At 58.8% G+C, this 25,119-nt stretch carries 29 protein-coding genes and 1 pseudogene; 16 read left to right on the plus strand and 14 right to left on the minus strand.

Annotated elements, in window-relative coordinates:
* Positions 1-135: 135 nt before the first annotated feature.
* The 3 genes from V7730_RS17215 to prfA all read right to left on the minus strand — a co-directional run bounded on the left by V7730_RS17215 (position 136) and on the right by prfA (position 2,795).
* Positions 136-726 (minus strand): DUF4167 domain-containing protein, encoded by a 591-nt coding sequence (locus V7730_RS17215; RefSeq protein WP_335748827.1) that lies wholly within the window; start codon positions 724-726, stop codon positions 136-138.
* A gap of 186 nt (positions 727-912) precedes the next feature.
* On the minus strand, positions 913-1,728 hold the full coding sequence (gene prmC / locus V7730_RS17220) for a peptide chain release factor N(5)-glutamine methyltransferase (RefSeq protein ID WP_335748853.1): 816 nt from the start codon (positions 1,726-1,728) through the stop codon (positions 913-915).
* Positions 1,729-1,745: 17 nt separating this feature from the next.
* A complete protein-coding gene (gene prfA, locus V7730_RS17225; protein WP_335748828.1) occupies positions 1,746-2,795 on the minus strand; it encodes a peptide chain release factor 1 in 1,050 nt (349 codons plus the stop codon).
* A 65-nt stretch (positions 2,796-2,860) separates the two neighbouring features.
* On the opposite strand from prfA, the gene V7730_RS17230 reads away from it, so the two are divergent.
* Positions 2,861-3,172, plus strand: a complete 312-nt coding sequence (locus V7730_RS17230; RefSeq protein WP_443070236.1) for a hypothetical protein — start codon at positions 2,861-2,863, stop codon at positions 3,170-3,172.
* Here V7730_RS17230 and V7730_RS17235 read toward each other — a convergent pair.
* Genes V7730_RS17235 through V7730_RS17250 form a run of 4 tightly spaced genes read right to left on the minus strand, consistent with a single transcriptional unit; the run spans position 3,092 to position 6,637 of the window.
* On the minus strand, positions 3,092-3,511 hold the full coding sequence (locus V7730_RS17235) for a DUF1499 domain-containing protein (RefSeq protein ID WP_335748830.1): 420 nt from the start codon (positions 3,509-3,511) through the stop codon (positions 3,092-3,094). The genes V7730_RS17230 and V7730_RS17235 overlap by 81 nt on opposite strands.
* Positions 3,512-3,560: 49 nt before the next feature.
* Positions 3,561-4,508 carry an agmatinase gene (gene speB, locus V7730_RS17240; RefSeq protein ID WP_335748831.1) on the minus strand — a complete coding sequence of 316 codons (948 nt, stop codon included), beginning with the start codon at positions 4,506-4,508 and terminating at the stop codon, positions 3,561-3,563.
* Complete coding sequence (gene speB, locus V7730_RS17245) at positions 4,505-5,470, minus strand: agmatinase (RefSeq protein WP_335748832.1); 966 nt, start codon at positions 5,468-5,470, stop codon at positions 4,505-4,507. The genes speB (V7730_RS17240) and speB (V7730_RS17245) overlap by 4 nt, the downstream gene beginning before the upstream one ends.
* Positions 5,471-6,637, minus strand: a complete 1,167-nt coding sequence (locus V7730_RS17250; protein ID WP_335748833.1) for a M20 aminoacylase family protein — start codon at positions 6,635-6,637, stop codon at positions 5,471-5,473.
* Between the two features lie 56 nt (positions 6,638-6,693).
* Between V7730_RS17250 and mazG the strand changes: the two genes are divergently transcribed.
* Complete coding sequence (gene mazG / locus V7730_RS17255) at positions 6,694-7,527, plus strand: nucleoside triphosphate pyrophosphohydrolase (protein ID WP_335748834.1); 834 nt, start codon at positions 6,694-6,696, stop codon at positions 7,525-7,527.
* Here the strand turns inward: mazG and V7730_RS17260 are convergent.
* On the minus strand, positions 7,524-8,411 hold the full coding sequence (locus V7730_RS17260) for a hypothetical protein (RefSeq protein ID WP_335748835.1): 888 nt from the start codon (positions 8,409-8,411) through the stop codon (positions 7,524-7,526). The two genes, mazG and V7730_RS17260, sit on opposite strands and share 4 nt — an antisense overlap.
* Positions 8,412-8,522: 111 nt before the next feature.
* On the opposite strand from V7730_RS17260, the gene V7730_RS17265 reads away from it, so the two are divergent.
* Genes V7730_RS17265 through V7730_RS17275 form a run of 3 tightly spaced genes read left to right on the plus strand, consistent with a single transcriptional unit; the run spans position 8,523 to position 11,332 of the window.
* Positions 8,523-9,464 carry a nucleoside hydrolase gene (locus V7730_RS17265; RefSeq protein ID WP_335748836.1) on the plus strand — a complete coding sequence of 314 codons (942 nt, stop codon included), beginning with the start codon at positions 8,523-8,525 and terminating at the stop codon, positions 9,462-9,464.
* Positions 9,461-9,910 carry a GNAT family N-acetyltransferase gene (locus V7730_RS17270; protein ID WP_335748837.1) on the plus strand — a complete coding sequence of 150 codons (450 nt, stop codon included), beginning with the start codon at positions 9,461-9,463 and terminating at the stop codon, positions 9,908-9,910. The genes V7730_RS17265 and V7730_RS17270 overlap by 4 nt, the downstream gene beginning before the upstream one ends.
* Before the next feature lie 12 nt (positions 9,911-9,922).
* Positions 9,923-11,332 (plus strand): protein adenylyltransferase SelO, encoded by a 1,410-nt coding sequence (locus tag V7730_RS17275; RefSeq protein WP_335748838.1) that lies wholly within the window; start codon positions 9,923-9,925, stop codon positions 11,330-11,332.
* Here V7730_RS17275 and V7730_RS17280 read toward each other — a convergent pair.
* Positions 11,329-12,216, minus strand: coding sequence for a DMT family transporter (locus V7730_RS17280; RefSeq protein ID WP_335748854.1), 888 nt, complete (start codon positions 12,214-12,216; stop codon positions 11,329-11,331). The two genes, V7730_RS17275 and V7730_RS17280, sit on opposite strands and share 4 nt — an antisense overlap.
* A 126-nt stretch (positions 12,217-12,342) precedes the next feature.
* Between V7730_RS17280 and V7730_RS17285 the strand changes: the two genes are divergently transcribed.
* The gene (locus tag V7730_RS17285) at positions 12,343-12,696 is read left to right on the plus strand and encodes a hypothetical protein (RefSeq protein WP_335748839.1); all 354 of its coding nucleotides are present in this window, start codon (positions 12,343-12,345) and stop codon (positions 12,694-12,696) included.
* A 24-nt stretch (positions 12,697-12,720) separates the two neighbouring features.
* On the plus strand, positions 12,721-13,092 hold the full coding sequence (locus V7730_RS17290) for a tellurite resistance TerB family protein (RefSeq protein WP_335748855.1): 372 nt from the start codon (positions 12,721-12,723) through the stop codon (positions 13,090-13,092).
* Positions 13,093-13,166: 74 nt separating this feature from the next.
* On the opposite strand, the gene V7730_RS17295 is transcribed toward V7730_RS17290, so the two are convergent.
* On the minus strand, positions 13,167-14,513 hold the full coding sequence (locus tag V7730_RS17295) for a DEAD/DEAH box helicase (protein ID WP_335748840.1): 1,347 nt from the start codon (positions 14,511-14,513) through the stop codon (positions 13,167-13,169).
* 292 nt (positions 14,514-14,805) lie between these two features.
* Between V7730_RS17295 and V7730_RS17300 the strand changes: the two genes are divergently transcribed.
* The gene (locus V7730_RS17300) at positions 14,806-15,516 is read left to right on the plus strand and encodes an NYN domain-containing protein (RefSeq protein ID WP_335748841.1); all 711 of its coding nucleotides are present in this window, start codon (positions 14,806-14,808) and stop codon (positions 15,514-15,516) included.
* On the opposite strand, the gene V7730_RS17305 is transcribed toward V7730_RS17300, so the two are convergent.
* A complete protein-coding gene (locus tag V7730_RS17305) occupies positions 15,513-16,598 on the minus strand; it encodes an AbrB family transcriptional regulator (protein ID WP_335748842.1) in 1,086 nt (361 codons plus the stop codon). The genes V7730_RS17300 and V7730_RS17305 overlap by 4 nt on opposite strands.
* 31 nt (positions 16,599-16,629) lie before the next feature.
* Between V7730_RS17305 and V7730_RS17310 the strand changes: the two genes are divergently transcribed.
* Both V7730_RS17310 and eno read left to right on the plus strand, forming a co-directional pair.
* The gene (locus tag V7730_RS17310; protein ID WP_335748843.1) at positions 16,630-17,520 is read left to right on the plus strand and encodes a DMT family transporter; all 891 of its coding nucleotides are present in this window, start codon (positions 16,630-16,632) and stop codon (positions 17,518-17,520) included.
* Positions 17,521-17,573: 53 nt separating this feature from the next.
* A complete protein-coding gene (gene eno, locus V7730_RS17315) occupies positions 17,574-18,848 on the plus strand; it encodes a phosphopyruvate hydratase (protein WP_335748844.1) in 1,275 nt (424 codons plus the stop codon).
* A gap of 75 nt (positions 18,849-18,923) precedes the next feature.
* On the opposite strand, the gene V7730_RS17320 is transcribed toward eno, so the two are convergent.
* Positions 18,924-19,352: a PRC-barrel domain-containing protein gene (locus tag V7730_RS17320; RefSeq protein WP_335748845.1), complete on the minus strand. Its 429-nt coding sequence runs from the start codon at positions 19,350-19,352 to the stop codon at positions 18,924-18,926.
* Positions 19,353-19,554: 202 nt separating this feature from the next.
* Here V7730_RS17320 and V7730_RS17325 point away from each other — a divergent pair, with 202 nt between their 5' ends.
* The 3 genes from V7730_RS17325 to V7730_RS17335 are packed head-to-tail and all read left to right on the plus strand — an operon-like array spanning position 19,555 to position 20,758.
* Positions 19,555-20,067 (plus strand): GNAT family N-acetyltransferase, encoded by a 513-nt coding sequence (locus V7730_RS17325; protein ID WP_335748846.1) that lies wholly within the window; start codon positions 19,555-19,557, stop codon positions 20,065-20,067.
* The gene (locus tag V7730_RS17330; protein ID WP_335748847.1) at positions 20,064-20,477 is read left to right on the plus strand and encodes a cupin domain-containing protein; all 414 of its coding nucleotides are present in this window, start codon (positions 20,064-20,066) and stop codon (positions 20,475-20,477) included. Before V7730_RS17325 ends, V7730_RS17330 begins: the two co-directional genes overlap by 4 nt.
* A complete protein-coding gene (locus tag V7730_RS17335) occupies positions 20,474-20,758 on the plus strand; it encodes a hypothetical protein (protein WP_335748848.1) in 285 nt (94 codons plus the stop codon). The genes V7730_RS17330 and V7730_RS17335 overlap by 4 nt, the downstream gene beginning before the upstream one ends.
* A gap of 16 nt (positions 20,759-20,774) precedes the next feature.
* On the opposite strand, the gene V7730_RS17340 is transcribed toward V7730_RS17335, so the two are convergent.
* Positions 20,775-21,902, minus strand: a complete 1,128-nt coding sequence (locus V7730_RS17340; protein ID WP_335748849.1) for an anhydro-N-acetylmuramic acid kinase — start codon at positions 21,900-21,902, stop codon at positions 20,775-20,777.
* A gap of 69 nt (positions 21,903-21,971) precedes the next feature.
* Between V7730_RS17340 and tyrS the strand changes: the two genes are divergently transcribed.
* The 3 genes from tyrS to V7730_RS17355 are packed head-to-tail and all read left to right on the plus strand — an operon-like array spanning position 21,972 to position 24,892.
* The gene (gene tyrS / locus V7730_RS17345) at positions 21,972-23,222 is read left to right on the plus strand and encodes a tyrosine--tRNA ligase (protein ID WP_335748850.1); all 1,251 of its coding nucleotides are present in this window, start codon (positions 21,972-21,974) and stop codon (positions 23,220-23,222) included.
* Positions 23,223-23,276: 54 nt separating this feature from the next.
* Complete coding sequence (locus V7730_RS17350; RefSeq protein ID WP_335748851.1) at positions 23,277-24,101, plus strand: GNAT family N-acetyltransferase; 825 nt, start codon at positions 23,277-23,279, stop codon at positions 24,099-24,101.
* A gap of 35 nt (positions 24,102-24,136) precedes the next feature.
* Positions 24,137-24,892, plus strand: a complete 756-nt coding sequence (locus V7730_RS17355) for a 3-hydroxyacyl-CoA dehydrogenase (protein WP_335748852.1) — start codon at positions 24,137-24,139, stop codon at positions 24,890-24,892.
* A 64-nt stretch (positions 24,893-24,956) separates the two neighbouring features.
* Here the strand turns inward: V7730_RS17355 and V7730_RS17360 are convergent.
* A pseudogene (locus tag V7730_RS17360) lies at positions 24,957-25,119 on the minus strand (IS30 family transposase); the annotation flags it as partial.

Consider the following 25,119-nt stretch of genomic DNA (forward strand, 5'->3'; position numbering starts at 1 on the left):
AGATGCATCTTAGCCAAGCCGCAAAACTGTCCCAAAAAGCAGGACCACTTCAACCTTTGATCAGCACGGTCGAAACGCGAAGCTCAGACCGCTCTAATGCAAAAAAGGCCCCGCTTTTGCGAGGCCTTTTTTGATTTATTCTGCCGCTTCCGGATGATCGCCGCCTTCAGCCTTAGGGGCGTCGGAAGCGTCCTCTTTGGGCTTGGGTTTACGCCGTGGGGCGCGGCGGGTCTTCGGCTTTGGCTCGGGTTTGCTTTCTGGTGTGTCCACCAGATTACTGGCCTCTTCGGCCTCAGGTTCGGATACTTGCTGCTGCGGCTGCGGCTGTTCCGAAGGGTCTGCTTCGGTAGGCTGCTGCTGTTGATTTTGTTGCTGTTGCTGTGCAGCTTCACGTTCCTGACGTTCGCGGTCACGCTCTGCTTGGCGTTCGCGGTTCTGACGCTCTTGCTCTTCGCGCTTGGCGTCGACTTCTTTTTGCGCCTCGCTCAATAGCCGCAGGTAATGTTCTGCGTGCTGCTGGAAGTTCTCCATCGCGACGCGGTCATTGCTGAGCTGCGCGTCACGGGCAAGCTGGTTATATTTCTCAATCACCTGACTGGGGGTGCCGCGCACTTTCCCTTCGGGACCAGAGCTGTCGAACACACGGTTGACGACATTGCCACCCTGACTTCCGGAATTCCGGTTGCGGTTCTTATTGTTACGCGAGCGCGATCTTTGAGGTTTCATAGGGGAAGTCAGCCTTTAGTGCTGTTATTCGGTCAGACCGTTGGCGCGCAATGCGCACCCTGTCGGCACGGAGAGATGTTGGGCTTAACGCCGCACGGGACTGCAAGGAGCATTCACCGCTGCAACAATTCATCCTTACCCTTCTCTACCCCCTAGGAGCAAGGCGAAAAAGCACCAAATGTGGAGTTATGCAGGGTTTTGGGCACAAACGACACGGTCACGACCATCCAGATCAGGAAGAATCACCACATTGGCCCAACCAGCGGCGCTAAAGATCGTGCGTACGTCAGCCCCCTGCTGCCAGCCGATTTCGACCATGACATGTCCCTGCGCCGTCAAATAGCCTTGGGCACGCTCTGCGATCAGGCGATAAACGCTTAGCCCGTCCGCCCCATCGGTCAGCGCCATCGCCGGCTCATAGAGCGCAAGTTCCGGCGCGATATCGCGCATTTCGTCCTGCGCGAGGTACGGTGGATTGCTCACGATCAGATCAAAGCGCCCCTCTACTGCGGCAAACCAGTCCGATTGCAGGATTTCCGCGCGCCCCGCCACTCCGTGCAACACGGCATTGTCACTGGCTTGCAGACAGGCGTTTTCGGACAGATCGACGCCGACCCCCGTGGCGCTTTGCCGTTCGGCCAGTAGGGTCACAAGAATACAGCCTGATCCGGTTCCAAGGTCCAGCACCCGTTCGAACGGGGCGGCCAATGCTGCTTCGATCAGGCTTTCGGTTTCAGGGCGTGGGTCCAGCACTTCATTGCTGATTTTGAAACCACGACCGTAAAAGGCCCGTTCGCCGATCAGATGGGACACTGGCACCCGCACAACTCGCAGCGAAATAAGCTGCTCGTAGCGTTCCGATATTTCTGGTGCGATCTCTTCGGGGGCAATCAGGGTCACCCGCGCGGCATCAACTGACGCGGCATGGGCCAAAAGCAGCCGCGCATCGCGTGCGGGGTCAGGCACACCTGCCGCACGCAGCCGCGCCGTGGCTGTGGCCATCGCAACCGCTGCCGTGGTCACTGCCCTATCTCCGCCAGCAGTTTGGCCTGTGCGTGCGCGGTCAGCGCATCCACGATCTCATCCAGATCGCCCTGCATGACGGCATCGAGTTTATAGAGCGTGAGGTTGATGCGGTGGTCCGTCATCCGCCCCTGCGGGAAGTTATAGGTGCGAATCCGCTCTGAGCGGTCGCCGCTGCCCACTTGGCTTGCCCGACTGTCAGAGCGTTCCGTATCAATCCGCTGGCGTTCGGCATCATAAAGACGCGTCTTAAGCACCTGCATCGCGATCTCGCGGTTGCGGTGTTGGGATTTTTCCGAGCTGGTAACAACGATGCCGCTGGGAATGTGGGTGATGCGCACGGCAGAATCCGTGGTGTTCACGTGCTGACCGCCCGCGCCAGAACTGCGGTAGGTATCAATGCGGATGTCATTGGGCGCAATCTGGATGTCGACATCTTCGGCCTCGGGCAACACGGCAACCGTCGCGGCAGAGGTATGCACACGGCCCTGGCTCTCGGTGCTGGGCACACGCTGCACACGGTGCACGCCGCTCTCGTATTTCAGGCGGGCAAAAACGTTTTCGCCGGTGATATGCGCCACCACTTCCTTGATCCCGCCAAGCTCGGTGTTCTGTTCTTCGATCATGTCAAATTTCCAGCCACGCGCTTCGCAATAGCGTTGGTACATGCGCAAAAGGTCAGCCGCGAACAGTGCGGCCTCGTCGCCGCCTGTGCCGGGACGAATTTCAAGCATGGCGGGCCGCGCGTCGGCCGCATCTTTGGGCAACAGCGCCAGCTGCAGCTTTGCCTCGGCCTCGGGCAAGGCATGCTCGATCTCGGCAATCTCGTCTCGGGCCAATTCCTTCATGTCAGGATCGCCCAACATCTCACGCGCGCCGTCGAGGTTTTCAAGCATCACGCGGTAGGAAGCGATCTCTTCCACCACGGGCCGTAGATCGCTGTATTCTTTGGCCAGTTTGGAAATATCCCCACCCGCAGTGGACATAGCCGCTTCGAGGTATTCGAAACGGGCGGTGATCTGGGCAAGGCGGTCCATCGGTATCATGGAGTTGGAAGTGACCGATCAAACCGCTTTGGTCAAGGCCCGCGCTATGCTATATTGGCTCTATGATGCGCTTTGCTATTATCTTTGTGCTCGTCCCTTTTGCCGCTCACGGCGATATCCTCACGCCACAGGGCCGCACGATTGATTGCTACTGTACCGACAGCGGCGGTGCCCGCATCGAGCTGGGCGAGACGATCTGCTTACAAGTCGACGGGCGCATGTTTATGGCGCAATGCCAGATGTCGCTGAACGTTCCCATGTGGCGCGAAACGCAGGAAGGGTGCCTTAGCTCTGGGCTAGGTCTTCCCATCACCCCGTTTGGCGCGAATACGCTTCAACAGCCCGTCCAAACGTTTGCCGTTCACCCCAAGGTCTGATTTTCCAAACCGCAAACGCCCGTAAAGTTTGATCTGGCCGTCTTCCTGTTCGATCGTGGTATAATCGGGAAATCCAATCCATTTGGAGCGGGTGATATAGGTCAGACGTCCCTCGCCCACACCACCGGCAAGCAGGTCGGTGCGCGACAGAGAAAGCATGCCCTGATGCAGATCCGACAGCATCCCCGGCGTGGCTTGAACCACCCGTGCGGACCAGCCTTCGCCATCCGTGCTTTCAGCATCTCCGATTGGACGGTGCCAGCGTGACACATCCGAAGGCGCCAGTCTGATAAACGCCAGCCCAGCCACAATCGCCAAAAGCAAAATTACCCAAATCATCCTGCGCACCTGTTCCAAATTCCAATGATTGCCCCACCCGGGGGACATCCTACCTGTATGCAACTCCGGGCAGCACGCACAACAGCTCATAAAGCAAATTCGCGGCAGTCAGCGCTGTGTTCCCTGACGTATCGTAGGGCGGAGACACTTCCACCAGATCACAGCCCACAATATTGAGCCCTTTCAGCCCGCGGATCAGCTCCAGCGCCTGCGGCGTGGTCAGCCCGCCAATCTCTGGCGTGCCGGTACCGGGCGCGTAGGCGGGATCAAGGCTGTCGATGTCGTAAGTCACGTAAGTCGGCGTGTCACCGATATCGCGGCGAATTTCGCCCGACAATTGCGCCAGACTGCGATGCCAGAGTTCTTCGGCCGGCCATTGCTGAAAACCCCAGTCCACTGCTTCGGAGAAATCGGTGCTGGCATAGCCCGTGCCGCGAATACCAATCTGATAGGTCTTCTCGGGACGTATCAGCCCCTCTTCATAGGCGCGGCGGAAAACTGTGCCGTGGGTCTCTTTCTCGCCGAACATCTCGTCATTCACATCTGCGTGGGCATCGATATGGATCAACGCGACTGGCCCGTGCCGCTTGGCGATAGCGCGCAGGATTGGCAGGGTGATCGAGTGGTCCCCGCCCATCGCTATGGGTATCGCATCCGACATGAGAATCTGGTCGTAACTATCTTGAATAATTTTCAAACTTTTGCTCAGGGAGAACGTGTTGATCCCCAGATCACCTATGTCAGCCACCTGAAAACTGTCAAAGGGCGCCGCCCCTGTTGCAAGGTTATAGGGCCGCAGCATCGCGCTTTCGGCGCGGATCTGCTTGGGGCCAAACCGCGTACCGGAACGCCATGATGTTCCGATGTCCATAGGAATGCCCAGCACCGCCACATCAAGCCCTTTGAGGTCATTGACGGCCGGTAGCCGCATAAACGTATTGGGACCGGAAAACCGCGCGAGCTCATTGCCGCCGATGGGTTGGTTCTTTTCATTCATGTCTTGCGCATCCTTGCGCCCAGAAGGCAGCATATCTCTGTGGCCACATGTGCGCCTGCAATGGCGGTGGCGCCTGTTGTGTCAAAAGGTGGCGATACCTCAACGATATCCCCACCGCGAATATTGATACCCGCCAGATCGCGCAGCATTGCCGCGGCCTGCCAACTGGTCAGCCCACCCCAAACAGGCGTACCGGTGCCCGGCGCAAAGGCAGGGTCAAGCGCGTCAATGTCAAAGGTCAAATACACAGGGTTGTCACCCAGCACGCCCTTGATCGTCTCGACCGCTGCCGCTGTGCCGCGCTCGTGCACTTCGCGGGCGTCAATCGTCGTCACGCCCATCGTGTCTTCGTTATAGGTCCTGATACCCACCTGCACCGAGGTTGCAGGGTCCACATAGCCCAGTTTGATCGCCTTATAGAACATGGTGCCGTGGTCGATCCGCTCCATATCATCATCGGCCCATGTGTCGCTGTGCGCATCAAAATGCAGCAAGCTCATCGGGCCGAACTTTTCGGCATAGGCCTTGAGGATCGGGAAGCTGATGTAGTGGTCCCCGCCTAAGGCAACGCTGGCCACGCCTGCATCCAGTATCCCTTTGATATGCCGCGTCAGGGTTGCCGGAAACTCCGATACCCGCGCATAGTCAAAGGCCAGATCGCCATAGTCGATGATGGCCCGCTCGCTCATCACGTCAAAGTCCCACCTATAAGGCGGATCATAGGGCTGCAGGCTGCTCGCTTCGCGGATCGCGCGCGGACCCAGCCGCGTGCCTGTCCGGTTGGTCACTGCCTGATCGAACGGCACGCCTGTGATCGCGATATCCACACCTGTCAGGTCCTTGGTGTATCGCCGCCGCAAGAACGACGTCGCCCCGCCAAAGGCGTTCTCAAAGCTTTGCCCCTTCAGATCATCGCGCGTGAAGGCTTGATCTACTTGTGTCTTTGCATCCTCCAGCCCCATTTATTTGGCCGCCGGTTGCATTTGTTCGACCAGCTGCACAAAGAAGGACGCGCCAATGGGGGCGACCTCATCGTTGAAGTTGTATTTGGGATGGTGCAGTCCTGCGCCCTCACCCGCGCCAAGGAATAAATACGCCCCCGGACGCTCTTCGAGCATATAGGCGAAATCCTCTGAGCCCGCGACCTTGGCAAAGTTAGCGTCTACTTTGGCATCGCCCACCACAGCGCGCGCAACGGATGCCGCGAACTCTGTCTGTTCTGGTGTGTTCAGCGTCGCGGGATAGCCCACCTCATAGTCAAGATCGGCCTCCACCCCATAGCTTGCCGCTTGGCCTGCCACGATCTCTTTCATGCGGCGGTGGATGGTTTCCTGAGTCGCCTTGTCAAAGGTGCGCACGGTGCCATTGATCATCGCTGTATCAGGGATGATATTGCTGGCGCTGCCGGTATGGATTTGCGTGACAGAGATCACTTTTTCCTGCGCAGAGTGGGTGTTGCGGCTCACAATTGTCTGGATCGCCTGCACCATGCCACAGGCCGCAACCACCGGATCGGCAGTCTCGTGCGGCATCGCACCGTGGCCGCCACGGCCTTTGATCGTGATGGTAAAGCTGTCCACCGCCGCCATGATCGGACCCGGCGTGGTGTAGAATGCTCCGAATTCCGATCCAGGGAAGTTGTGGATGCCGTAGACTTCGGCGATGTCAAAGCGGTCCATCATGCCTTCCTGACACATCACCTGCGCGCCACCACCGTCTTCTTCGGCTGGCTGAAAGATCAGCGCCACACGGCCCGAAAAGTTACGCGTTTCCACCAGATAGCGCGCAGCCCCCAGCAGCATGGTTGTATGCCCGTCATGCCCGCAAGCGTGCATTTTTCCCGGATGGGTCGAGACATACGCCACGCCTGTCTCTTCCTCGATTGGCAGCGCATCGAAGTCAGCGCGCAGACCAACCGTACGCCCCGCCCCCTTACCATTGATTATCGCAACGATACCCGATTGCGCAATACCGTCGTGAATCTCGTCCACACCGAATTCCTGCAAGCGCTCCTTGATAAACGCAGCTGTCTTGGGGCAGTCAAAGCCCAGCTCGGGAATGGTGTGCAGATGCTGGCGCCATGCAGTCATGTCTTCTGCAAAATCGGCAATCCGGTTGATGATGGGCATGGGTGGACTCCTGTCTGTGGTTGTCCTTATCTGACACCACGCAGAGAGGACCCGCAATGCCCCCAGAGCCGAATAATGACATCATAAATGACGAAAACGCCGGCATTGAACGCTTGCTTGAAATCATGCGCCGCCTGCGTGATCCGCAATCCGGTTGTCCGTGGGACATCGAGCAGGATTTTGACACCATCGCGCCCTACACTATTGAGGAAGCCCACGAGGTCGCGGACGCGATCGAGCGCCGCGACTGGGCCGAGCTAGAGGGAGAACTGGGCGATCTGTTGCTGCAATCGGTCTACCACACCGCCATGGGCGAAGAGCGCGGGCTGTTTTCGTTCCAATCCGTTGTGCGCAATATCTCCAACAAGATGGTCGCACGCCATCCGCATGTTTTTGGCGACGAAAGCCGCGAGAAATCCGCCGAACAGCAAACAGCCGATTGGGAAGCCATCAAAGCGGCCGAGCGTGCCGACAAGGCGCAAAAAGGCGCGTTGGATGGCGTGGCGGTGGGCCTGCCTGCCCTTTTGCGCGCGTACAAACTGCAAAAACGCGCTGCCCGCGTGGGCTTTGACTGGCCCGACACAGGTGACGTGATCGCCAAAATCAGCGAAGAAGCGGCAGAGCTTGTCGAGGCGCGCGATGAGTTGTCATCCGAAGAGCAATTCGAAGAATTTGGCGACCTGATGTTTGTCATGGCCAATCTGGGTCGGCATCTGGGTATCGAGCCAGAGGCCGCCCTACGTGCTGCCAACGCCAAATTCACCCGCCGCTTTGCTGTGGTTGAGGAAAAACTGCGCGAGATTGGCAAAACACCGGAGCAAAGTGATCTGGCTGAAATGGATGCTCTTTGGGACGCTGTAAAAGCCGACGAAAAGGCCGCCAAACCCTAGCGTAAAAGCATCACTGCGCGCATCTTTTCAATTTCGTCCAGATGCTCTTGGTACCGGCCTTCGAGAATGCGTGTTTGCCGCTTGGTAAATTCAGACACGCCGCGCGAGACCTTGTCGTCACGGTGCTCGGCGATGATCTCCTGCCACGCCTCACGCTCCAACGTCTTACCATTTTGGTAACGCTCCTGCAGCGCAACCAGCGCCGCATCTGTCGCGGACAAGTTCAATCGCCGTGCAGGCTCTTGCAGCGGCAGCGCAGCCAAGTCCGGCACCAACATCCCCAGCATGTCCACGCTGCGCCCACGGCGGCCGTAGTCGATCACCAGCAGTTCCTGCACCTTGAGGTGTTGAAGGATCAGCCGCACCAGATCGGGCCACCCCTCCGCCATTCGCACCATATTCTGCCGTCCGGCATTAAAGGGATCAGCGTAGTTATCCTCTGCCCGCTTGCGATACGAAGAAACGAACAAATCGGTATAATTCCGGACCACCAATACGGCCCGCAGAACGGGTGCACCTGCAGCGGCAGCCAACGTCCGCAGCCGCGCTTCGGCGGCAGGATAGAACTCGCCTGACGCAAAATGAATCATCCGGCCCGGAATATTCTCTTCCGACAGGATCATCGCATGGCTGGTTTCAGTGGCGCAGCGTTGTAATCCCTCCGCACAAGCCGGTACATACCTGCGCTCCCATTGATCCGCCGTGCGTGGCGTAGGCAGCCGGAGCCCCAAATCCCCATGCGGAATATCATCCCGCCCCGGATAGGCGACGTCGTAACCGGCGTGTGACAGCAGATCGCGGTTTTTAGCCAGCATCATCTGGAAGGATGATGTGCCCGTACGGTGTGCACCAAGATGCACGTAAAGGGGCTTGCCTTGCTTCATGCGAACAGGCTTATCTAATCAGCGCCCCCTTGCGCAAGCACCGCCTCACGGCTGGACAAGACGCTTGCACCTTGCAAGGGTGCGCAAAACACCGTCCCAAGGAATATCCCTATGCCACCGCGTAAAATAATTATTGATACAGACCCCGGACAGGATGATGCCGTGGCCATCTTACTGGCCCTTGCGAGCCCAGAAGAAATAGAGGTTCTGGGCATTACCTGCGTTGCGGGCAACGTGCCGCTGGCGCTGACCACTAAAAACGCCCGCATCGTGTGCGAACTGGCAGGCCGCACTGACGTCGCTATCTATGAAGGCTGCGACCGCCCACTGGGCCGTGAACTGGTCACAGCAGAGCATGTACACGGCAAAACCGGTCTCAACGGCCCCACGCTGCCCGAGCCAACAATGCCGATGGCCGAAGGTCACGCGGTGGACTTCATCATCGACCAGCTGCGCACATACGCCCCCGGCACTGTGACCCTGTGCCCGCTCGGCCCGCTCACCAACATCGCAACCGCGCTGCAAAAAGCGCCTGATATCGCCTCGCGTATCGCCAAGATCGTGCTGATGGGCGGCGGTTATTTTGAGGGTGGCAACATCACGCCCGCGGCTGAGTTCAACTTTTACGTCGACCCACAAGCTGCTGATATCGTGTTCAGATGTGGCGCTCCTATTGTAGTGATGCCGCTTGATGTGACGCACAAGGCACTGGTCACGCGGGCCCGCAACGATGCCTTCCGCGCGCTTGGCACGCCTATCGGTATCGCCGTGGCCGAGATGACCGACTTCTTTGAGCGGTTCGACAAAGAGAAATACGGCTCCGCCGGTGCGCCACTGCATGATCCGTGCGTGACGGCCTACATGATCCAGCCCGACCTTTTCACAGGCCGCCACATCAACGTCGAGATCGAAACCACCTCTGAACTGACCATGGGCATGACCGTGGCCGACTGGTGGAGCGTGTCGGGCCGCGAGCCGAATGCGACCTTCATGGGTGAATTGGACGCTGACGGCTTCTTCTCGCTGCTCACCGAAAGGCTGGCCCGCCTGTGAGCGCGGCACTTACCCTTGCCGGTCCGGATCATCTGGACAAGATCTTGCCGTTGGTGGCTGCCTTCCACGAAGAAGCGGGGATAAAATCAACGGCGGAATCGCGTGAGGCTGGTGTATTACCACTGCTTTCTGGCGTTCCTCATGGCTGCGCCTACCTCATCGGTCCGCCGCGCTCGCCGATTGGTTATATCGTCATCACTTTCGGCTGGTCGGTCGAGTTCGGCGGTTTGGATGGCATCGTAGATGAGCTCTACGTGCGGTCTGGCGTGCGCGGACGCGGCATTGCGTCTGAGGCACTGATTGCCCTGCCGCGCGCACTGGCTGGCGCAGGTCTGCGTTCGATTCACCTTGAGGTGAACAAAGACAACGCTGCGGCCCTGAAACTCTACCGCCGTGCGGGATTTACACCACGCGAGAACTATATGTTCATGTCCAAACGCCTATAAGAAAGCCACGCCATGCACATTCCCTTCGACAACAGCTATGCCGCCCTACCCGATGCTTTTTACACAAAGCTGTCGCCAACATCAGTTAAGGCGCCCAAGCTGTTGGCATTCAACAAGTATCTCGCCAAGGTGTTGGGAATTGAAGTTGATGATATTGCCGAAGTATCGCGCGTATTTAGCGGTAATAAAATACCCCAAGGCGCCGAACCACTAGCCCAGCTATATGCGGGGCATCAGTTCGGGAACTTCAATCAGCAATTGGGTGACGGGCGCGCGATACTTCTCGGAGAAGTAATTGATACCAAAGGCTTGCGGCGCGACGTTCAACTAAAAGGTTCAGGCCGCACTCCTTATTCACGCGGCGGTGACGGGCGCGCGTGGTTGGGGCCAGTCTTGCGTGAATATGTAATCTCGGAGGCTATGCATGCGCTTGGCATTCCTACCACTCGCGCGCTGGCTGCCGTCGCAACAGGCGAAGATATCCTGCGCGAGGAAGGCATGTTGCCCGGTGCTGTATTGACCCGCGTAGCCTCCAGCCACCTGCGCGTTGGCACTTTCGAGGTATTCGCCCATCGCGGCCAGCCGGCAGAGCTGCAAACCCTCACCGACTACGCGATCGCCCGCCATTTTCCGGGGGCCACAGGCCCGATGGACCTGCTGCGGGGCGTCTGTGAAAAACAGGCAGAGCTGGTGGCGGCTTGGATGTCTGTCGGCTTCATCCACGGGGTGATGAACACTGACAATTGCACCATTTCAGGCGAAACGATTGATTATGGCCCCTGCGCGTTCATGGATGACTTCCACATGGGCCGCGCGTTCTCCTCCATCGACCGACAGGCGCGCTATGCCTACGGCAACCAGCCCAACATGCTGATGTTCAACATGGCCCAGCTTGCGACCGCCCTGATCCAGTTGTTCGAGGACAAGGACGCCGCCCTTGAGGAAGCGACAGCGATCATCCACGCCATGCCCGAACAGATCGAGGACGCATGGCTACGCCGTTTCGCCGCCAAGATCGGGATCGCTAAGCCGCAGGTAAAAGACGCCGAATTGATCCAGTCCTTTCTAGACCTCATGCAGAAAGATGGTGCCGATTTCACTAATACTTTCCACGCATTGTCGGGGGGCAGCGCGCAGGACCGGTTCACCGACCGCGATGCATATCAAGCTTGGTCGCAACAGCATCTGGCGCGCATCAGTAACGAGCCCGATCCGCGAGCAATTATGAACTCAGCCAATCCTGCCGTGATCCCACGCAATCACCGGATGGAGCAGATGATCAAAGCCGCCGTTGCAGGTGATCTCGCCCCGTTTGAGCGGCTGATGACAGCGCTCGCCACGCCTTACACTCCGACCGATATGGATTTGGCCAAACCGCCCGCCCCGTCTGAGATCGTACCCGCCACCTTCTGCGGGACCTAACTCTCGCGCGGTCGGCGGTTGATCAGGGTGATTCCGACGGCCACCAACACCAGCGCCCCCCAGATTGAGGGGGCGATCTGCTCTCCCAGCAGCAACCAGCCCATCAAGACAGAAGCCACGGGCGAGATGAAGCTGAACGATGCCACGGAATTGGCAGGATATTGTTTCATCAACCAGAACCACGCCAAAAACCCAAGGCTGGCCACGGCGATGATCTGGAAGGCCATGCCCCATAGGTGAATTGCCTGCACGTCACGTAACAGCGGACCGAACAGTGGTGCCAGCAACAGCAGGATCGGCGCGGACACGAGCACCTGCGAAATCAACTGCTGTGCGGGTGGCACTTCGGACAGAGGGGTTACCCGCACCAGCAGCGCAATCCCACCCCAGCACAGTGCTGAAAACAGCGCCAATAGATCGCCGGTCCAGCTAACCTCGACACCGGAACGGTCTGACAACGCCAGAACGACACCACCAAAAGCCAACGCAAGTCCCAACGCCTTGCGGCGGGTCAGCTGCTCATCCGGCAGCAGCACCGTACTGGCCAACGCCAGCCACAGCGGCATGGAATAGAAAATCACCGAAGACCGACTTACCGTGGTAAGATCCAACGCGTTGTAAAGGCAAATGAATTCTATCGCGAACAGAATACCGGATAAAAAGGCCCAAGGCAGAACCGCGCGCGGCATACGGAATGACACACCGCGCAGATACATCCACAACAGCAAAACAACGACTGCGCCCGCAGATCGCAAGCCTGCGGCAAACACCGGGCTGAACCCGCCGCCCGTCACTTTGATCACAACCTGATTGAATGCCAGATGCAAAGCAAAGGCCGTCAAGGCCGCCGCGCCGAAGGCGTCCATATGAGTCTTGCGTACCATCCCGCCAACAGCGCCGACCGGCATGGAATTGTCAATGCGCCCCTCAGCGATGTTTTTCCCGCACACCAGTGCACCAATATATGCAAGAATAAGGCACGTATGATTCACTCAAGGGGGGCCTTACAGATGAGCCTTATGAAAACATTGGCCAAAGTGGCCATAGGTGTTGCTGTAGCAAAAGGCGCAAGCGCCATGCTGAAGAACGGTCAACGCGGCGGGACAAGCCAGGCAGGCGGCTTGGGCGGTCTTTTGGGCGGCGGTACTGCAGGCGGCAGCACGGGTAGCGGTGGTTTGGGCGGTCTGCTCGAAAGCTTGGGCGGCGCTCAAGGCGGTGGCGGCTCTCAGGGCGGTTTGGGCGGTCTCTTGGGCGGTCTGGCCGGAGCAGCAGGTGCCGGCGGACTGCTTGGCGGTCTTGGTGGTGCTGTGGCGAAAGCCACTGCGCAAAACAACCAGAGCTTTGGCGCGGTGCTGAACTCCTAGTTCGACCAAACACCAGAGCCAGCGATTGAGCCATCGCAAGATCAGGAAGCTGCTGCCGCGCTGATGCTGGCGGCGATGATTCAGGCTGCAAAGTCAGACGGTACGTTTGACGATGCGGAAAAAGAAAAGCTGCTGGACCAGTTAGGCGATGTAGATGCTGAAGAAGCCGCATTTGTTCAGGCACAGCTGAAAGCCCCTGTCGACATCGACGGTCTGGTGGCAAACACACCTGACGGAATGGGCCAGCAAGTCTATGCCATGAGCGTCGTCGCCATTGATCTGGATACACAGGACGAAGCGCAATATCTGCACAAGCTGGCCAGCGCTTACGGCCTTCAGCCTGCACAGGTAAATGATATCCATGCAGAGCTTGGTGTGGCTTCGCTCTATACCTGAGCCAAACCGCTCACCTTGCTGACATCAACAAAAAAGGCGCATCTCGGGGCGCCTTTTTCTATTATGAAGAGGGCTTAGGCTACTGAACTGTCGCCACCGCCACCACTGCGCCGCCGACGACGTGCGCCGCCGGGCTTGGCACCAGCTGCCGCAGGCTTGGCAGCGCCCGCAGCACCTTGGGGCCGACCACCACCTTGTGGACGCCCGCCACCACCGCCGCCGCCACCGCCGCCACTACGACCTCGGCCACCGCGCCCTTGCTGCTTTGGCTTGGCGGGGATTTCATGGGTTTCCCACACACGGCCTGAGGCCACTGGGATACGGATACCCATGGTTTTCTGGATATCAATCAGCTCACCCATCTCGTCGGGTGCGCAGAAGGCAATCGCGGCACCGTCTTTGCCTGCACGTGCCGTCCGGCCAATACGGTGGACATAGTTGTCCGGCACATTGGGCAGCTCGTAGTTATAGACGTGCTTCACGTCAGGGATATCAAGGCCGCGTGCCGCCACATCGGTGGCCACCAACACGGTGATTTCACCCTTTTTGAAGGCCTCGATTGCGCGGTCGCGCTGACCTTGGGATTTATTGCCGTGGATCGACGCCGCATTAAAACCAGCCTTGACCAGATCCTTCATCAGCTTTTCACAGCCGTGCTTGGTCCGGCCAAAGACCAGGGCGCGTTCGTCCATATGTTTGGCCAAAAGCTCTACCAGAAGGTTCTTCTTCTCCGCCTTGGCGATGAAGTGCACTTCTTGCGTCACCTTATCCGCCGCCTTGCCCGGAGGCGAAACTTCGATGCGGATGGGGCTTTGCAGATAGCTGTTGGCAATCTCGTTCATCAGCTTAGGCATCGTGGCCGAAAACAGGAACGTCTGGCGATCTTTCGGGATCACTTGGGAAATCTTGCGCAGATCATGGATAAAGCCCATGTCCAGCATCTGGTCGGCTTCATCGAGGACCAAAAAGCGCGCCTCGTCCAGACGCACAGCGCGGCGATCCATCAGGTCAAGCAGACGGCCAGGTGTCGCCACCAGAATATCCACGCCGGGGTGTAGGCGTTTGATCTGTGTGTTGATGTTCTGGCCGCCAACAACCATCGCCACCTTGATCGCAGTGCCTTCGGCAAAGCTGCGCAGGTTTACGCTGATCTGGGTTGCCAGTTCCCGCGTGGGTGCCAGCACAAGGCCACGCACAGATTTTGGATTCGGGCGGCCTTCCATTTGCAACATCTGTGCAATCAGTGGAATGCCGAAAGCGGCTGTTTTGCCGGTACCGGTCTGGGCCAAGCCCATCACGTCACGGCCATTCAGCCCGTGCGGGATCGCCTGTTTCTGGATCGGTGTAGGTTCGTTCAGACCCATTGCCGCAAGCCGCTTTGTCAGCGTCTTTGGCAGGTCCATCATGTCGAAATCGCTCATCTATATCTCTTTTTCCGCGCTGCGGGCCCTGCCCGCGCGCTTATCATCGTGGTGCGCATGACCGGATCACAGGTGCGGGCCAAATGCCCAGCCCCTGTCCGGATGCGTCTGCCCCACGCGTGATTTTGGGAACAAAGGGCGACCTTGCGTATGCGGATCAAATCCACAGCCTGCTCACGCGGCAGAAGGCTCGCCTTGACCATTACATGGGGGTTTGCAGCGGATAAGTCAACGGCCATGGTCAACCGCGACGCGGCGTCCTATGTAACGTGCAACACCGAAAGGAACCGTCATGCCGCCACGCACCGACCGCGACCGCCCTCTGCTTGCCGTATTGATCGACGCCGACAATGTGCCCGCAAAATATGCCCAAGCTATCCTGCGTGAGATCACATCGATCGGGGAACCTGCGTTGCGTCGTGTTTACGGAGACTGGTCCAGTGACCGCCTAAGATCATGGAACGAAAAGCTTTTGTCGCTTGGCCTTGTGGCTGTTCAGGAAACTGCCAACACAAAGGGCAAGAACGCCTCTGATATCGGTCTGGTGATTGACGCGATGGACATCCTGCACGGCGGCCGCTTTGACGGCTTTGTGCTGGTGTCTTCTGACAGTGATTTCACTGCCCTTGCAAACCGGCTGCGCGAAGACGGGCTGAACGTGATCGGCATCGGTGAGAAAAAGACACCCGAAGCGCTGCGCAACGTTGTGAACCGCTTTATCTTTATCGAAAACCTCGAAGGCACTGACGAGGGCGAAGCGCCGCGTAAAACCACGCTCAAAGCCGCAGACGCCCTGCCCCTGATTGAGTCCGCAATGGCCAAGCTTGAACAGGACGACGACTGGTTCAATCTAGGCCAGATCGGTCAGACCATTCAGGCAGCCCATCCAGACTTTGACACGCGCAGCTATGGCCATAGCAAGCTCAGCGCGCTGGTGCGCGACATCAATACGCTTGAGACAGAGAAAGCGGGCGCACGCCTGCTAGTGCGGCTCAAAGACTAACGCTTCCGCGCCATCACCGGCAGCAACACGCTGAGCACCATCAGGCGGGTGATGTGGCAGGCTGCCACAAATCCCGGCGCGACCCCCAGCACCACGCCCATGGCGATCATCGTCTCAAGCCCGCCCGGCGCGAACGCCAGCAGAACATGGCTGGCGGGCATCCCTAGCGCGACTGCCACCAGTACGGCAGCAATGCCTGCAAAAACCACAGCTACACCCGTAATTGCCAACCCCGCTGCCAGATTGCGCAGCAAGTCCGCTGCAGAAATACCGGAAAACCGCGTGCCGATCAACGCCCCCAGCGCCACATAGGCGGGCAGCGCCAGCCACTGCGGCATCACACCGGGTGCGACACCGCTCAATTGCCACACGCCTGTGACCAGCATTGCTCCGATCAACAGAGGTGCATGTACCCGCCAAAGGGTCAGAAGCCGAGATGCGATCACGGCCAGAACAGCCAGCACCCCAAGCACCCACAGCGGCCAGCCAACGCCTTGGAGCGTCACCGCGCCGCTTAGATCCACACCCATAGCAAGCGCCAAAAAGGGCACCACCAGCGTCAGCATCAACAACCGCACCGACTGCGTGACCGAAATGCGCACGACATCGCGCCCGCTGCTTTCAGCCATCGCGATGACAAAGCTCAGATGCCCCGGTGCGCCAGCCAGCAACGCGGTATTACAGGCAAACCCAAAGCCCCGCTCCAACACCGCGCGGCACCCCAGCATTGTGGCCCATGTGAGCAGTGATATTACGGCAAAGGCGACCGGCCAACGGATCATGGTGCCCAAAGCCTCATGGCTAAAGCCCGCACCGACTGTCAGCCCCAGCACCACAAAACAAACATCGCGAAAACGCGGATCAATCTGCACGCGCAAACCGACAAGCCCTGCAAGGCTGACCGCAATAGCAGGTCCAGTCAGCATGTAGACTGGTAGGTTCAACGCGTAAGCCAGCGCCGCCCCTGCCGCCGCAATGACAAGCGTGATCAAGGTACGCCCGATGGGCGAGTTATCGAAAAATCTGTTCATCATCAGATCGCTACCACCCAGCCCCTTGCACAGCCAGTCTGAAAAGCGCATCACCTTCGCGAAACTGGGGGAAGTTTGAGGCATGGACAATCTGCGCGGCGCGGTCCTGATGGTCATGGCCATGCTTGGGTTTGCTATTGAGGACAGCTTCATCAAACTGATGGGCGACGCATTGCCCGTTGGTCAAATCATCGCGTTGCTGGGCACTGGCGGTGCTGCAGTCTTTGCGGTAATCATAATGGCGCAGCGCCGCCCTTTGTTTGAGAGCTCGATGCTGGCCCGTCCAGTGCTGCTGCGCGGCATCGGAGAAATCTTCGGCACGATATTCTTCATCTCCGCCATAGTCTTTACGCCACTTTCGACCGCCTCTGCCATTCTTCAGGCGACACCGCTTGTTGTCACTCTGGGGGCGGCGCTGTTTCTAGGGGAAACCGTGGGTTGGCGCAGATGGGCGGCTATCAGCGTCGGCTTCATGGGGGTGTTGATGATCATTCGTCCCGGGCTTGAGGGGTTCTCCCCCTTGTCATTGTTTGCTGTAGGCGGCGTGCTCGGTCTGGCGCTGCGCGATATCGCGACACGCAAGGTTTCTGCCAGTTTGTCGACCATGCAGTTGAGCTTTCTCGGGTTTCTTGTACTTATCCCTGCCGGACTGGCGTTACTGGCTGTTACAGGTCAAGAATTCGCACCACTCAACGCGCGGCTGGTGCTGCTGATGGTGGCCTCAATCACCATCGGTGTGTTTGCCTATTACGGCATCGTCGCCGCCATGCGCGTGGGAGAGGTCAGCTTTGTCAGCCCGTTCCGCTATTCGCGTCTGATCTTCGCTATAATCATCGGCATCAGCGTCTTTGGCGAGCGGCCAGATACCTTCACCCTGCTTGGCGGCGCGATTATTGTGGGTTCGGGCATCTATACAATTCTACGTGAGCGCAAACAGCGGCGCAAAGCGGCGGCAAAGCCTTCCCAAGCCTGAATACGCGGGGTAAGACGGGCGCAAATTCACTGATTGCTTGAAGGAATGCCCATATGAGCACCATCATCGACATCCACGCCCGCGAAATCCTAGACAGCCGGGGCAACCCAACGGTTGAAGTAGATGTGATCCTCGAAGACGGCACAATGGGCCGCGCGGCCGTGCCTTCGGGTGCCTCCACAGGTGCGCATGAAGCGGTAGAAAAGCGTGACGGCGACGCTGCGCGTTACTTCGGTAAGGGTGTTCTTGATGCCTGTGCCGCCGTGAACGGCGAAATCGCCGAGGCGCTTGTTGGTATGGACGCGACCGAGCAGGTCGAGCTGGACGAAGCCATGATTGAGCTGGATGGCACGCCCAACAAATCGCGTCTTGGTGCTAACGCCATCCTAGGCGTGTCGCTTGCCGCTGCCAAAGCCGCTGCTGATTTCTGCGCCCAGCCACTTTATCGCTACGTGGGCGGCACCTCTGCCCGCGTGTTGCCAGTGCCAATGATGAACATCATCAACGGTGGCGAGCATGCGGATAACCCGATCGACATTCAGGAATTCATGATCATGCCGGTCGCGGCAGAGAACATCCGCGAAGCCGTACGCATGGGCGCCGAAGTGTTCCACACCCTGAAAAAAGAGCTTTCCGCCGCAGGTCTGGCCACAGGCGTCGGCGATGAGGGCGGCTTTGCACCCAACATTGGCTCCACCCGTGACGCACTTGATTTTATTATGAAATCCATCAAAAAAGCGGGTTATAAGCCTGGTGAGGAAATCTACCTTGCCCTTGATTGCGCCGCGACAGAATACTACAAGAACGGCTCCTATGTCCTTGCTGGTGAAGGAAAAACCCTGGCTTCAGAGGAAAATGTCGCCTACCTTAAAGCGCTGGTAGATGATTACCCCATCATCAGCATCGAAGACGGCATGTCCGAGGACGACTGGGACGGTTGGATCGCGCTGACAGCAGCCCTTGGCGACCGCGTTCAGCTGGTTGGCGACGACCTGTTCGTGACCAACCCTACCCGTCTGGCCGATGGTATCAGCCGCAAGGCAGCCAACTCCATGCTGGTTAAGGTCAATCAGATCGGCACCCTGACAGAAACACTGAAAGCCGTTGATATGGCGCACCGCGCGGGCTTCACCAATGTGATGTCCCACCGCTCCGGTGAGACGGAAGACGCGACCATTGCGGACCTCGCTGTGGCGACAAACTGCGGCCAGATCAAAACCGGGAGCCTTGCGCGCTCTGACAGACTGGCGAAATACAACCAGCTGATCCGCATCGAGGAAGCACTGGGCGAAAGTGCTCAGTACGCAGGCCGCAGCATCCTGAAATAAGCGAACGGATTTAAGAATAACAAAAAAAGGGAGGGCGCTTTTCCCTCCCTTTCTTGTTTCGGCTTAAACCCAAGATCAATCCCAGATGTCGTCGCCAACTTCGGGCAAGCTCTCCAGCTGTTCCTCGGTCAAGTTGGTGACATAGTTATAGGTTTTGTCGTCGCCCTGGGCGAAGCGGACGCTCTCAAGCGGCAGGATCACGTCCCGATCGCCAATTCCAAGAAAACCACCGATTTCAGCCAGTACCGCGATCATCTGGCCATTCTGGTCCAACAGCACATCAGAGATTTCGCCAACCTTGTTCCAGTTCGCATCAACCGTGGTGTAGCTACCGCCGCTAGCCCAGACTGTATCATCAGGCGCTACCTCAAGTCGGTAGACCGCCCCGTCTTCGATTTGACCGGCGGAAATCAGGTTCTCTGCAGAGTATTGTTGCTCTGCAGACGCAGCGGTGGTGGTGCCAGCCGCGACCAATGCGGCGAGTGTCAGGATATTCGCTTTCATTGTCTAAACTCCTTATTGCTTCAGTCCACAAACGCAGCGCGAACCGACTGGGTTCACGGATTTTTCAGATTATCACCCGTGTTTGCCTCATAGATTAATCTGGGCGCGGCCCCTTCGTGGGAGCCGAACAGCCTCTTGCATCTGCGGCCAAAATGCATTTCTCCAGAGGAAGAGAAGACATCACACATATCCGGAGCACCGCATGACAATCACCCTGATCCGCCCTGCGACTGCGCCCGAAGATCTGGCTGCCGTGCGCGAGCTTTGCTGGGACTATCGCAGCCACCTGTCATCGGTATCCCCTGTGGATGCAGAGCTGACCGAGACATTCTATCCCGTCCCCAAGTATACCGCCCTGATTGACACCCTTGAGACGCTGCACGCGCGGCCCCAAGGCATCATCCTACTGGCGGAGCTTGACGGCCAGCCTGTCGGCTGCGGCATGAGCCATGCGCTTTTTCCCGACACCTCCGAGATCAAGCGCCTTTATGTCACCCAGCAAGCACGCGGCCACGGCATCGCACGCAAGCTTGTGACAGCGCTGGTGGACCAAGCACGTATAGACGGCTTTAGCCGCGTGGTTCTGGACACATCGGTCAGCCTTGGTCCTGCACGCGCGCTGTATGCATCCATGGGCTTTGACCAACGCGGCCCCTATCAGGACATTCCCGCTGCCGCCCTGCCGCATCTGCTATTCTTTGAGGCAACCCTGTGACCGCGGATGAAATCATCGCGCGACTAGACCTTGCTCCGCACCCCGAGGGTGGACATTATCGACAGACGTGGGTGGCGCAAAACGACGGGCGGCCAACCGGCACCTGCATCTACTTTTTGCTCAAAGCTGGAGAGCGCAGCGATTGGCACCGTGTGGATGCCACTGAAATCTGGCTCTATCATTCCGGCGCGCCACTGATCCTTGGCATGGCAGAGACCGAGGCAGGCCCTGCCCGCGATCATCTTCTGACGCCGGACCTGACACGCGGCGCACCGCAAATCATCGTGCCGGAAAACCACTGGCAACGTGCCCGCAGTACAGGCGATTTTACCTTGGTAAGCTGTACCGTCTCACCGGGCTTTACCTTTGACGGCTTTACCCTCGCCCCCGATTTGGAGATCCCCTCATGAGCCAAAAGCGTAATATTGCCATCGCAGGCGTTGCCCTACTTGCAGGTCTGGCGTTCATCGAAAATGCCACCCGCAGCGTTGAGATACAGCCAGCCACTGTTGCGGACGTGACCAGCATATCGCCCGACGCAGGCCCCGATCTGTGGACCCTGCATGTACCCTGCGCGACGGCACAGAAGCACAGATCAACACCAAAGCCATGCGCCCGAACCAAGCTGTCGGCGATCCGGTTTGCGTGCGCATTCATCAACGCAGCTGGGCCGCGCAGAAATATATCTTAGCTACTGACACGGCCTGCTAGGCGCTTTTCGTGCTGTGACCATCAGGCACGCTAACTGTCCCACCGCCCACAGCTGCACGTACACCAGTGGTGCCTGCGCAACTGGTGGGCATTCCCCGCGCCACGCGTACGGCAAGATAGGCAAAGGCCTGCGCCTCCAGCATATCTCCGTCAAGTCCGACCTCTTCAACCGGCATTACCGGACAATCCAGCGACACCGCAAGCATCTGCATCAACACTGGGTTCTGTCGGCCGCCACCCGTCACCAGCACCCGTGAGGGCGGGCTGGGGCAATGCTGCATCGCTTCGGCCACACCAGCCGCGCACATCGCCGTCAAGGTGGCAGCCGCGTCGGCATCGGACAATTCGCGCACCAGCACAATCATCTCGGCAAAGTCGTTTCTATCCAAAGACTTGGGTGGCATGCGCGCGAAATACGGCTCGGCCAAAAACAGCTCTAGCGCGCCCGTTTCAACTGTCCCGCCGCGTGCCACAGCGCCGTCCTTGTCATAGGCCAGCCCGAGGCGTTCCAGCATCAGATCGTTGACTGGCGCGTTGGCCGGCCCTGTATCAAACGCCAGCAAGGCGCCCTCGTAGTGCGGCTCGGCCACGGCGGGGTCCACCCATGTGAGGTTGCCCACGCCGCCCAGATTGAGGAACGCCACAGGCTCCTCAGTGCCAATGTAGCGCGCACAGGCATGATGAAAGAAAGGCGCCAGCGGTGCGCCCTCGCCGCCCAGTTCAACATCGGCGCTGCGGAAATCCCAGACCACCGGCACGCCAAGCCGTTCGGCCAGCATAGCGCCATCGCCCACCTGCAAGGTGCCTTGCGCGCGCGGAGCATGGGCCAATGTCTGCCCGTGAAATCCGATCAGATCAACTTGGTCGAAGTCCGCCAAAATCTCCAGATGTGCCGCTTCTACCACCCGTGCTGCGGCTTCGACGTTCGGCCCCTGCCATTGGCCAAAACCCGCAGCGATCATCGAGCGCTCTTGCAGCGTGTAACTGCGATAGGCGCTGCGCCCGAATGCGGTGATGCTGTGCCCGTCCGTGCGCAGCACTGCCACATCGACTCCATCAAGCGAAGTGCCCGACATCGCCCCTGCCGCCGTCACAACCCCTGTCTTTGCGATGGCTTTGCTCATTTTCTTGCCTTTTCCTTTGGCCTTGCCCACCCTATAGATGACCTGCAATCAAAGCCGAGGGCAAGCGCCATGACATACCATCCCAAATCCGAATTCATCTCCGTGATGATGGAGCGTGGCTTCCTTGCCGACTGCACTGATTATCAAGGCCTGGACGAAGCACTGCTAAAGGGCGCGCAGCCGGGCTACATCGGCTTTGACGCCACGGCCAAATCCCTGCACGTCGGTAGCCTCATCCAGATCATGATGCTGCGCTGGCTACAAAAAACCGGCGGCAAGCCGATTACCTTGATGGGTGGCGGCACGACCAAGGTGGGCGATCCGTCTTTCCGCGCCGATGAGCGTCCGCTGCTGACGCCTGATCAGATTGACGACAACATCGCCGGTATCAAAAAAGTGTTCTCGGCCTACCTCACCTACGGTGACGGCCCATCAGACGCGATGATGATCAATAACGCCGAATGGCTGGACGAGCTGAACTACCTAGACTTCCTACGCGACATTGGCCGCCATTTCTCCATCAACCGGATGTTGAGCTTCGAGAGCGTGAAATCACGCCTTGATCGCGAGCAGTCGCTGTCGTTCCTCGAATTCAACTACATGATCCTGCAGGCCTATGATTTCATGGAGCTGCACCGCCGCTATGGCTGCATCCTGCAAATGGGTGGCAGCGACCAATGGGGCAATATCGTCAACGGGATCGACCTGACCCGCCGCGTGATTGACGGCGAAGTCTATGGCCTCACCTCGCCGCTACTGACCACGTCAGACGGCAAAAAGATGGGTAAAAGCCAATCCGGCGCGATCTGGCTCAACCCTGATATGCTATTGCCCTATGAGTTCTGGCAGTTCTGGCGCAACACCACGGACGCAGACGTGGGCCGCTTCCTGAAGCTCTACACAGAGCTACCGGTGGATGAGTGTGAGCGCCTTGGCGCGCTGGAAGGCTCCGAGATCAACGAGGCCAAGATCCGTCTGGCCAACGAAGTCACGGGCTTGCTGCACGGCGCAGAGGCTGCGGTAGCAGCAGAGGCCACCGCGCGCGAGGTCTTTGAAAAAGGCGGCGTGGGCGATGATCTACCTACGCTCACACTGTCTGCCGCTGACGTGGGCGACGGCATTTCCATTGTGCAACTGCTTGTGAAATCCGGCCTCGCAGGGTCTGGCAAAGAGGCCAAGCGCCTGATCGCAGACAATGGTGCGCGCCTTGACGATGCGCCGCTGACCGATGCGGGCATGATTTTGGACACGGCTGCGCTCGGCTCGCCCATCAAACTTTCGGCAGGCAAAAAGCGCCACGCGCTTGTGCAGCTAGGCTAAACTCGGTTGAGGAGGTTAAGCCCCCCTTAACCAACCCGCGCCCATGATCGGGGCATGTTTGATACAAGCCCGCCCCTGTCTGATCATCCCCTGATGCAAGACCGCGCCTTTGCCGCTGCCCTTCTGCTTTGCGGGCAATCCCCTGTCTTACTGCCCTCTGGCCTGATGCTGCTCAGCCGTCGCCTTGCCGGGGTTCCTGTGCTGATGCTACCGCGCGCAGCACCGCCAAATGATTTAGCCCACCAGTTGGCGCAGGCGGGTCTTCACAGACGGCCTCTGATTCTGTCGCCTGAACGGCAAGGCCCCATCCCCCGCGCCATGCCCCTCAGCCCCGCGCGTACATTGCTTGAAGTGGACCTGTCGCAGCCATCACATGCGCGCCGCTCGGCATTGCACCAGAAATGGCGTCACCAACTGGGACAGGCCGAAGCAAGCCCGCTGCGCGTTTTGGAAAGGCCGCTCATCCCAGATCATCCACTGCTAGAGATTGAGGCTAAACAAGCCCGCGCGCGCCGCTACCAAAACTGGCCAAGCGCGCTGACCGCCGCCTTTGCGCAGGCAGCACCTGACAAGACCCACCTGTTCACCGCGTTTCTGCGCGGCCATCCGGTGGCGCATATGCTGTTTCTGATCCATGGCAGCCGCGCGACCTATCACATCGGCCACAGCAGCGATGCAGGACGGACTGCGCATGCGCATAACCTGCTGCTTTGGCACGCAATGGACACGCTGGCGCGCCGGGGCATCACCCGCCTTGACCTCGGCCCTGAAACGACGCCCCAGATTGACCGCTTCAAACGACGTGCGGGTGCGCGCGCCATACCCACAGGCGGTACGTGGCTGCGCTGGACACCCCTTGCGCGCCGCCCGAAGCCGTGATTATCTGAACGCCTGTTCAAATAGGGAGCATTGCCATGCAGATGTCCAAAACCGCCGCGATCGTCACCGGAGGCGCATCCGGTTTGGGCGAAGCCACCGCCCGTCACTTTGCCGCTCAAGGCGCAAAAGCCACTCTTCTTGACCGTGACGCAGAGCGTGGGAAAGCCGTAGCCGCAGAAATCGGCGGCCATTTCATCGAAACAGACGTGACAGATGAAGCATCGGTCGAGGCTGCTATCGCGCAAGCGCAAGAACACATGGGCGCGCTCAATGTTGCGGTGAACTGCGCCGGCATTGCGCTGGGGATCAAGACAACGGGCCGCGACGGGCCGCACCCCCTGTCCGCCTTTCAGAAAACCATCGATATCAATCTAACCGGTAGCTTCAACATCGCCCGCATCGCGGCGACTGCCATGGCAAAGAACGCGCCAGAAGCGGACGGCGCGCGCGGCGTGATCATCAACACTGCCTCTGTCGCGGCCTTTGACGGGCAAAAAGGTCAGGTAGCCTATGCCGCCTCTAAGGGTGGCATCGTGGGCATGACCCTGCCGATGGCCCGTGATCTGGCGCAGTCCGGCATCCGCGTGATGACCATTGCACCGGGCATTTTCGGCACCCCCATGCTCAAGGGATTGCCGCAAGAAGTCCAAGACAGCCTTGCTGCCGAAGTGCCGAACCCTGCCCGCTTGGGCGATCCGAATGAATACGCCCGCATGGCCGCGTTCATTGTTGAAATGGGGTATCTGAACGGTGAAGTCATCCGCTTGGACGGCGCTTTACGTATGCGGTAGCTTAGAACATTGGAAATGTTACCCTAGACCGGCCCTTGGTCAAGGTCCGCTTTGCGTGGCGGTCTCAACTGATCGACGCAACACATGCATTGAAACGCTCTGCGGGAGTTTCGTATCCTAGCGTCATACGTGGTCGCTCGTTGAGCTGTCTTGCAACGGCGCTCAGCTTTGTTTGACTATGTATCGACAAATCTGTGCCCTTTGGAAAGTACTGTCGCAGCAGGCGG

The organism is Sulfitobacter sp. (assembly GCF_036961165.1).
Lineage (GTDB): Bacteria > Pseudomonadota > Alphaproteobacteria > Rhodobacterales > Rhodobacteraceae > Sulfitobacter.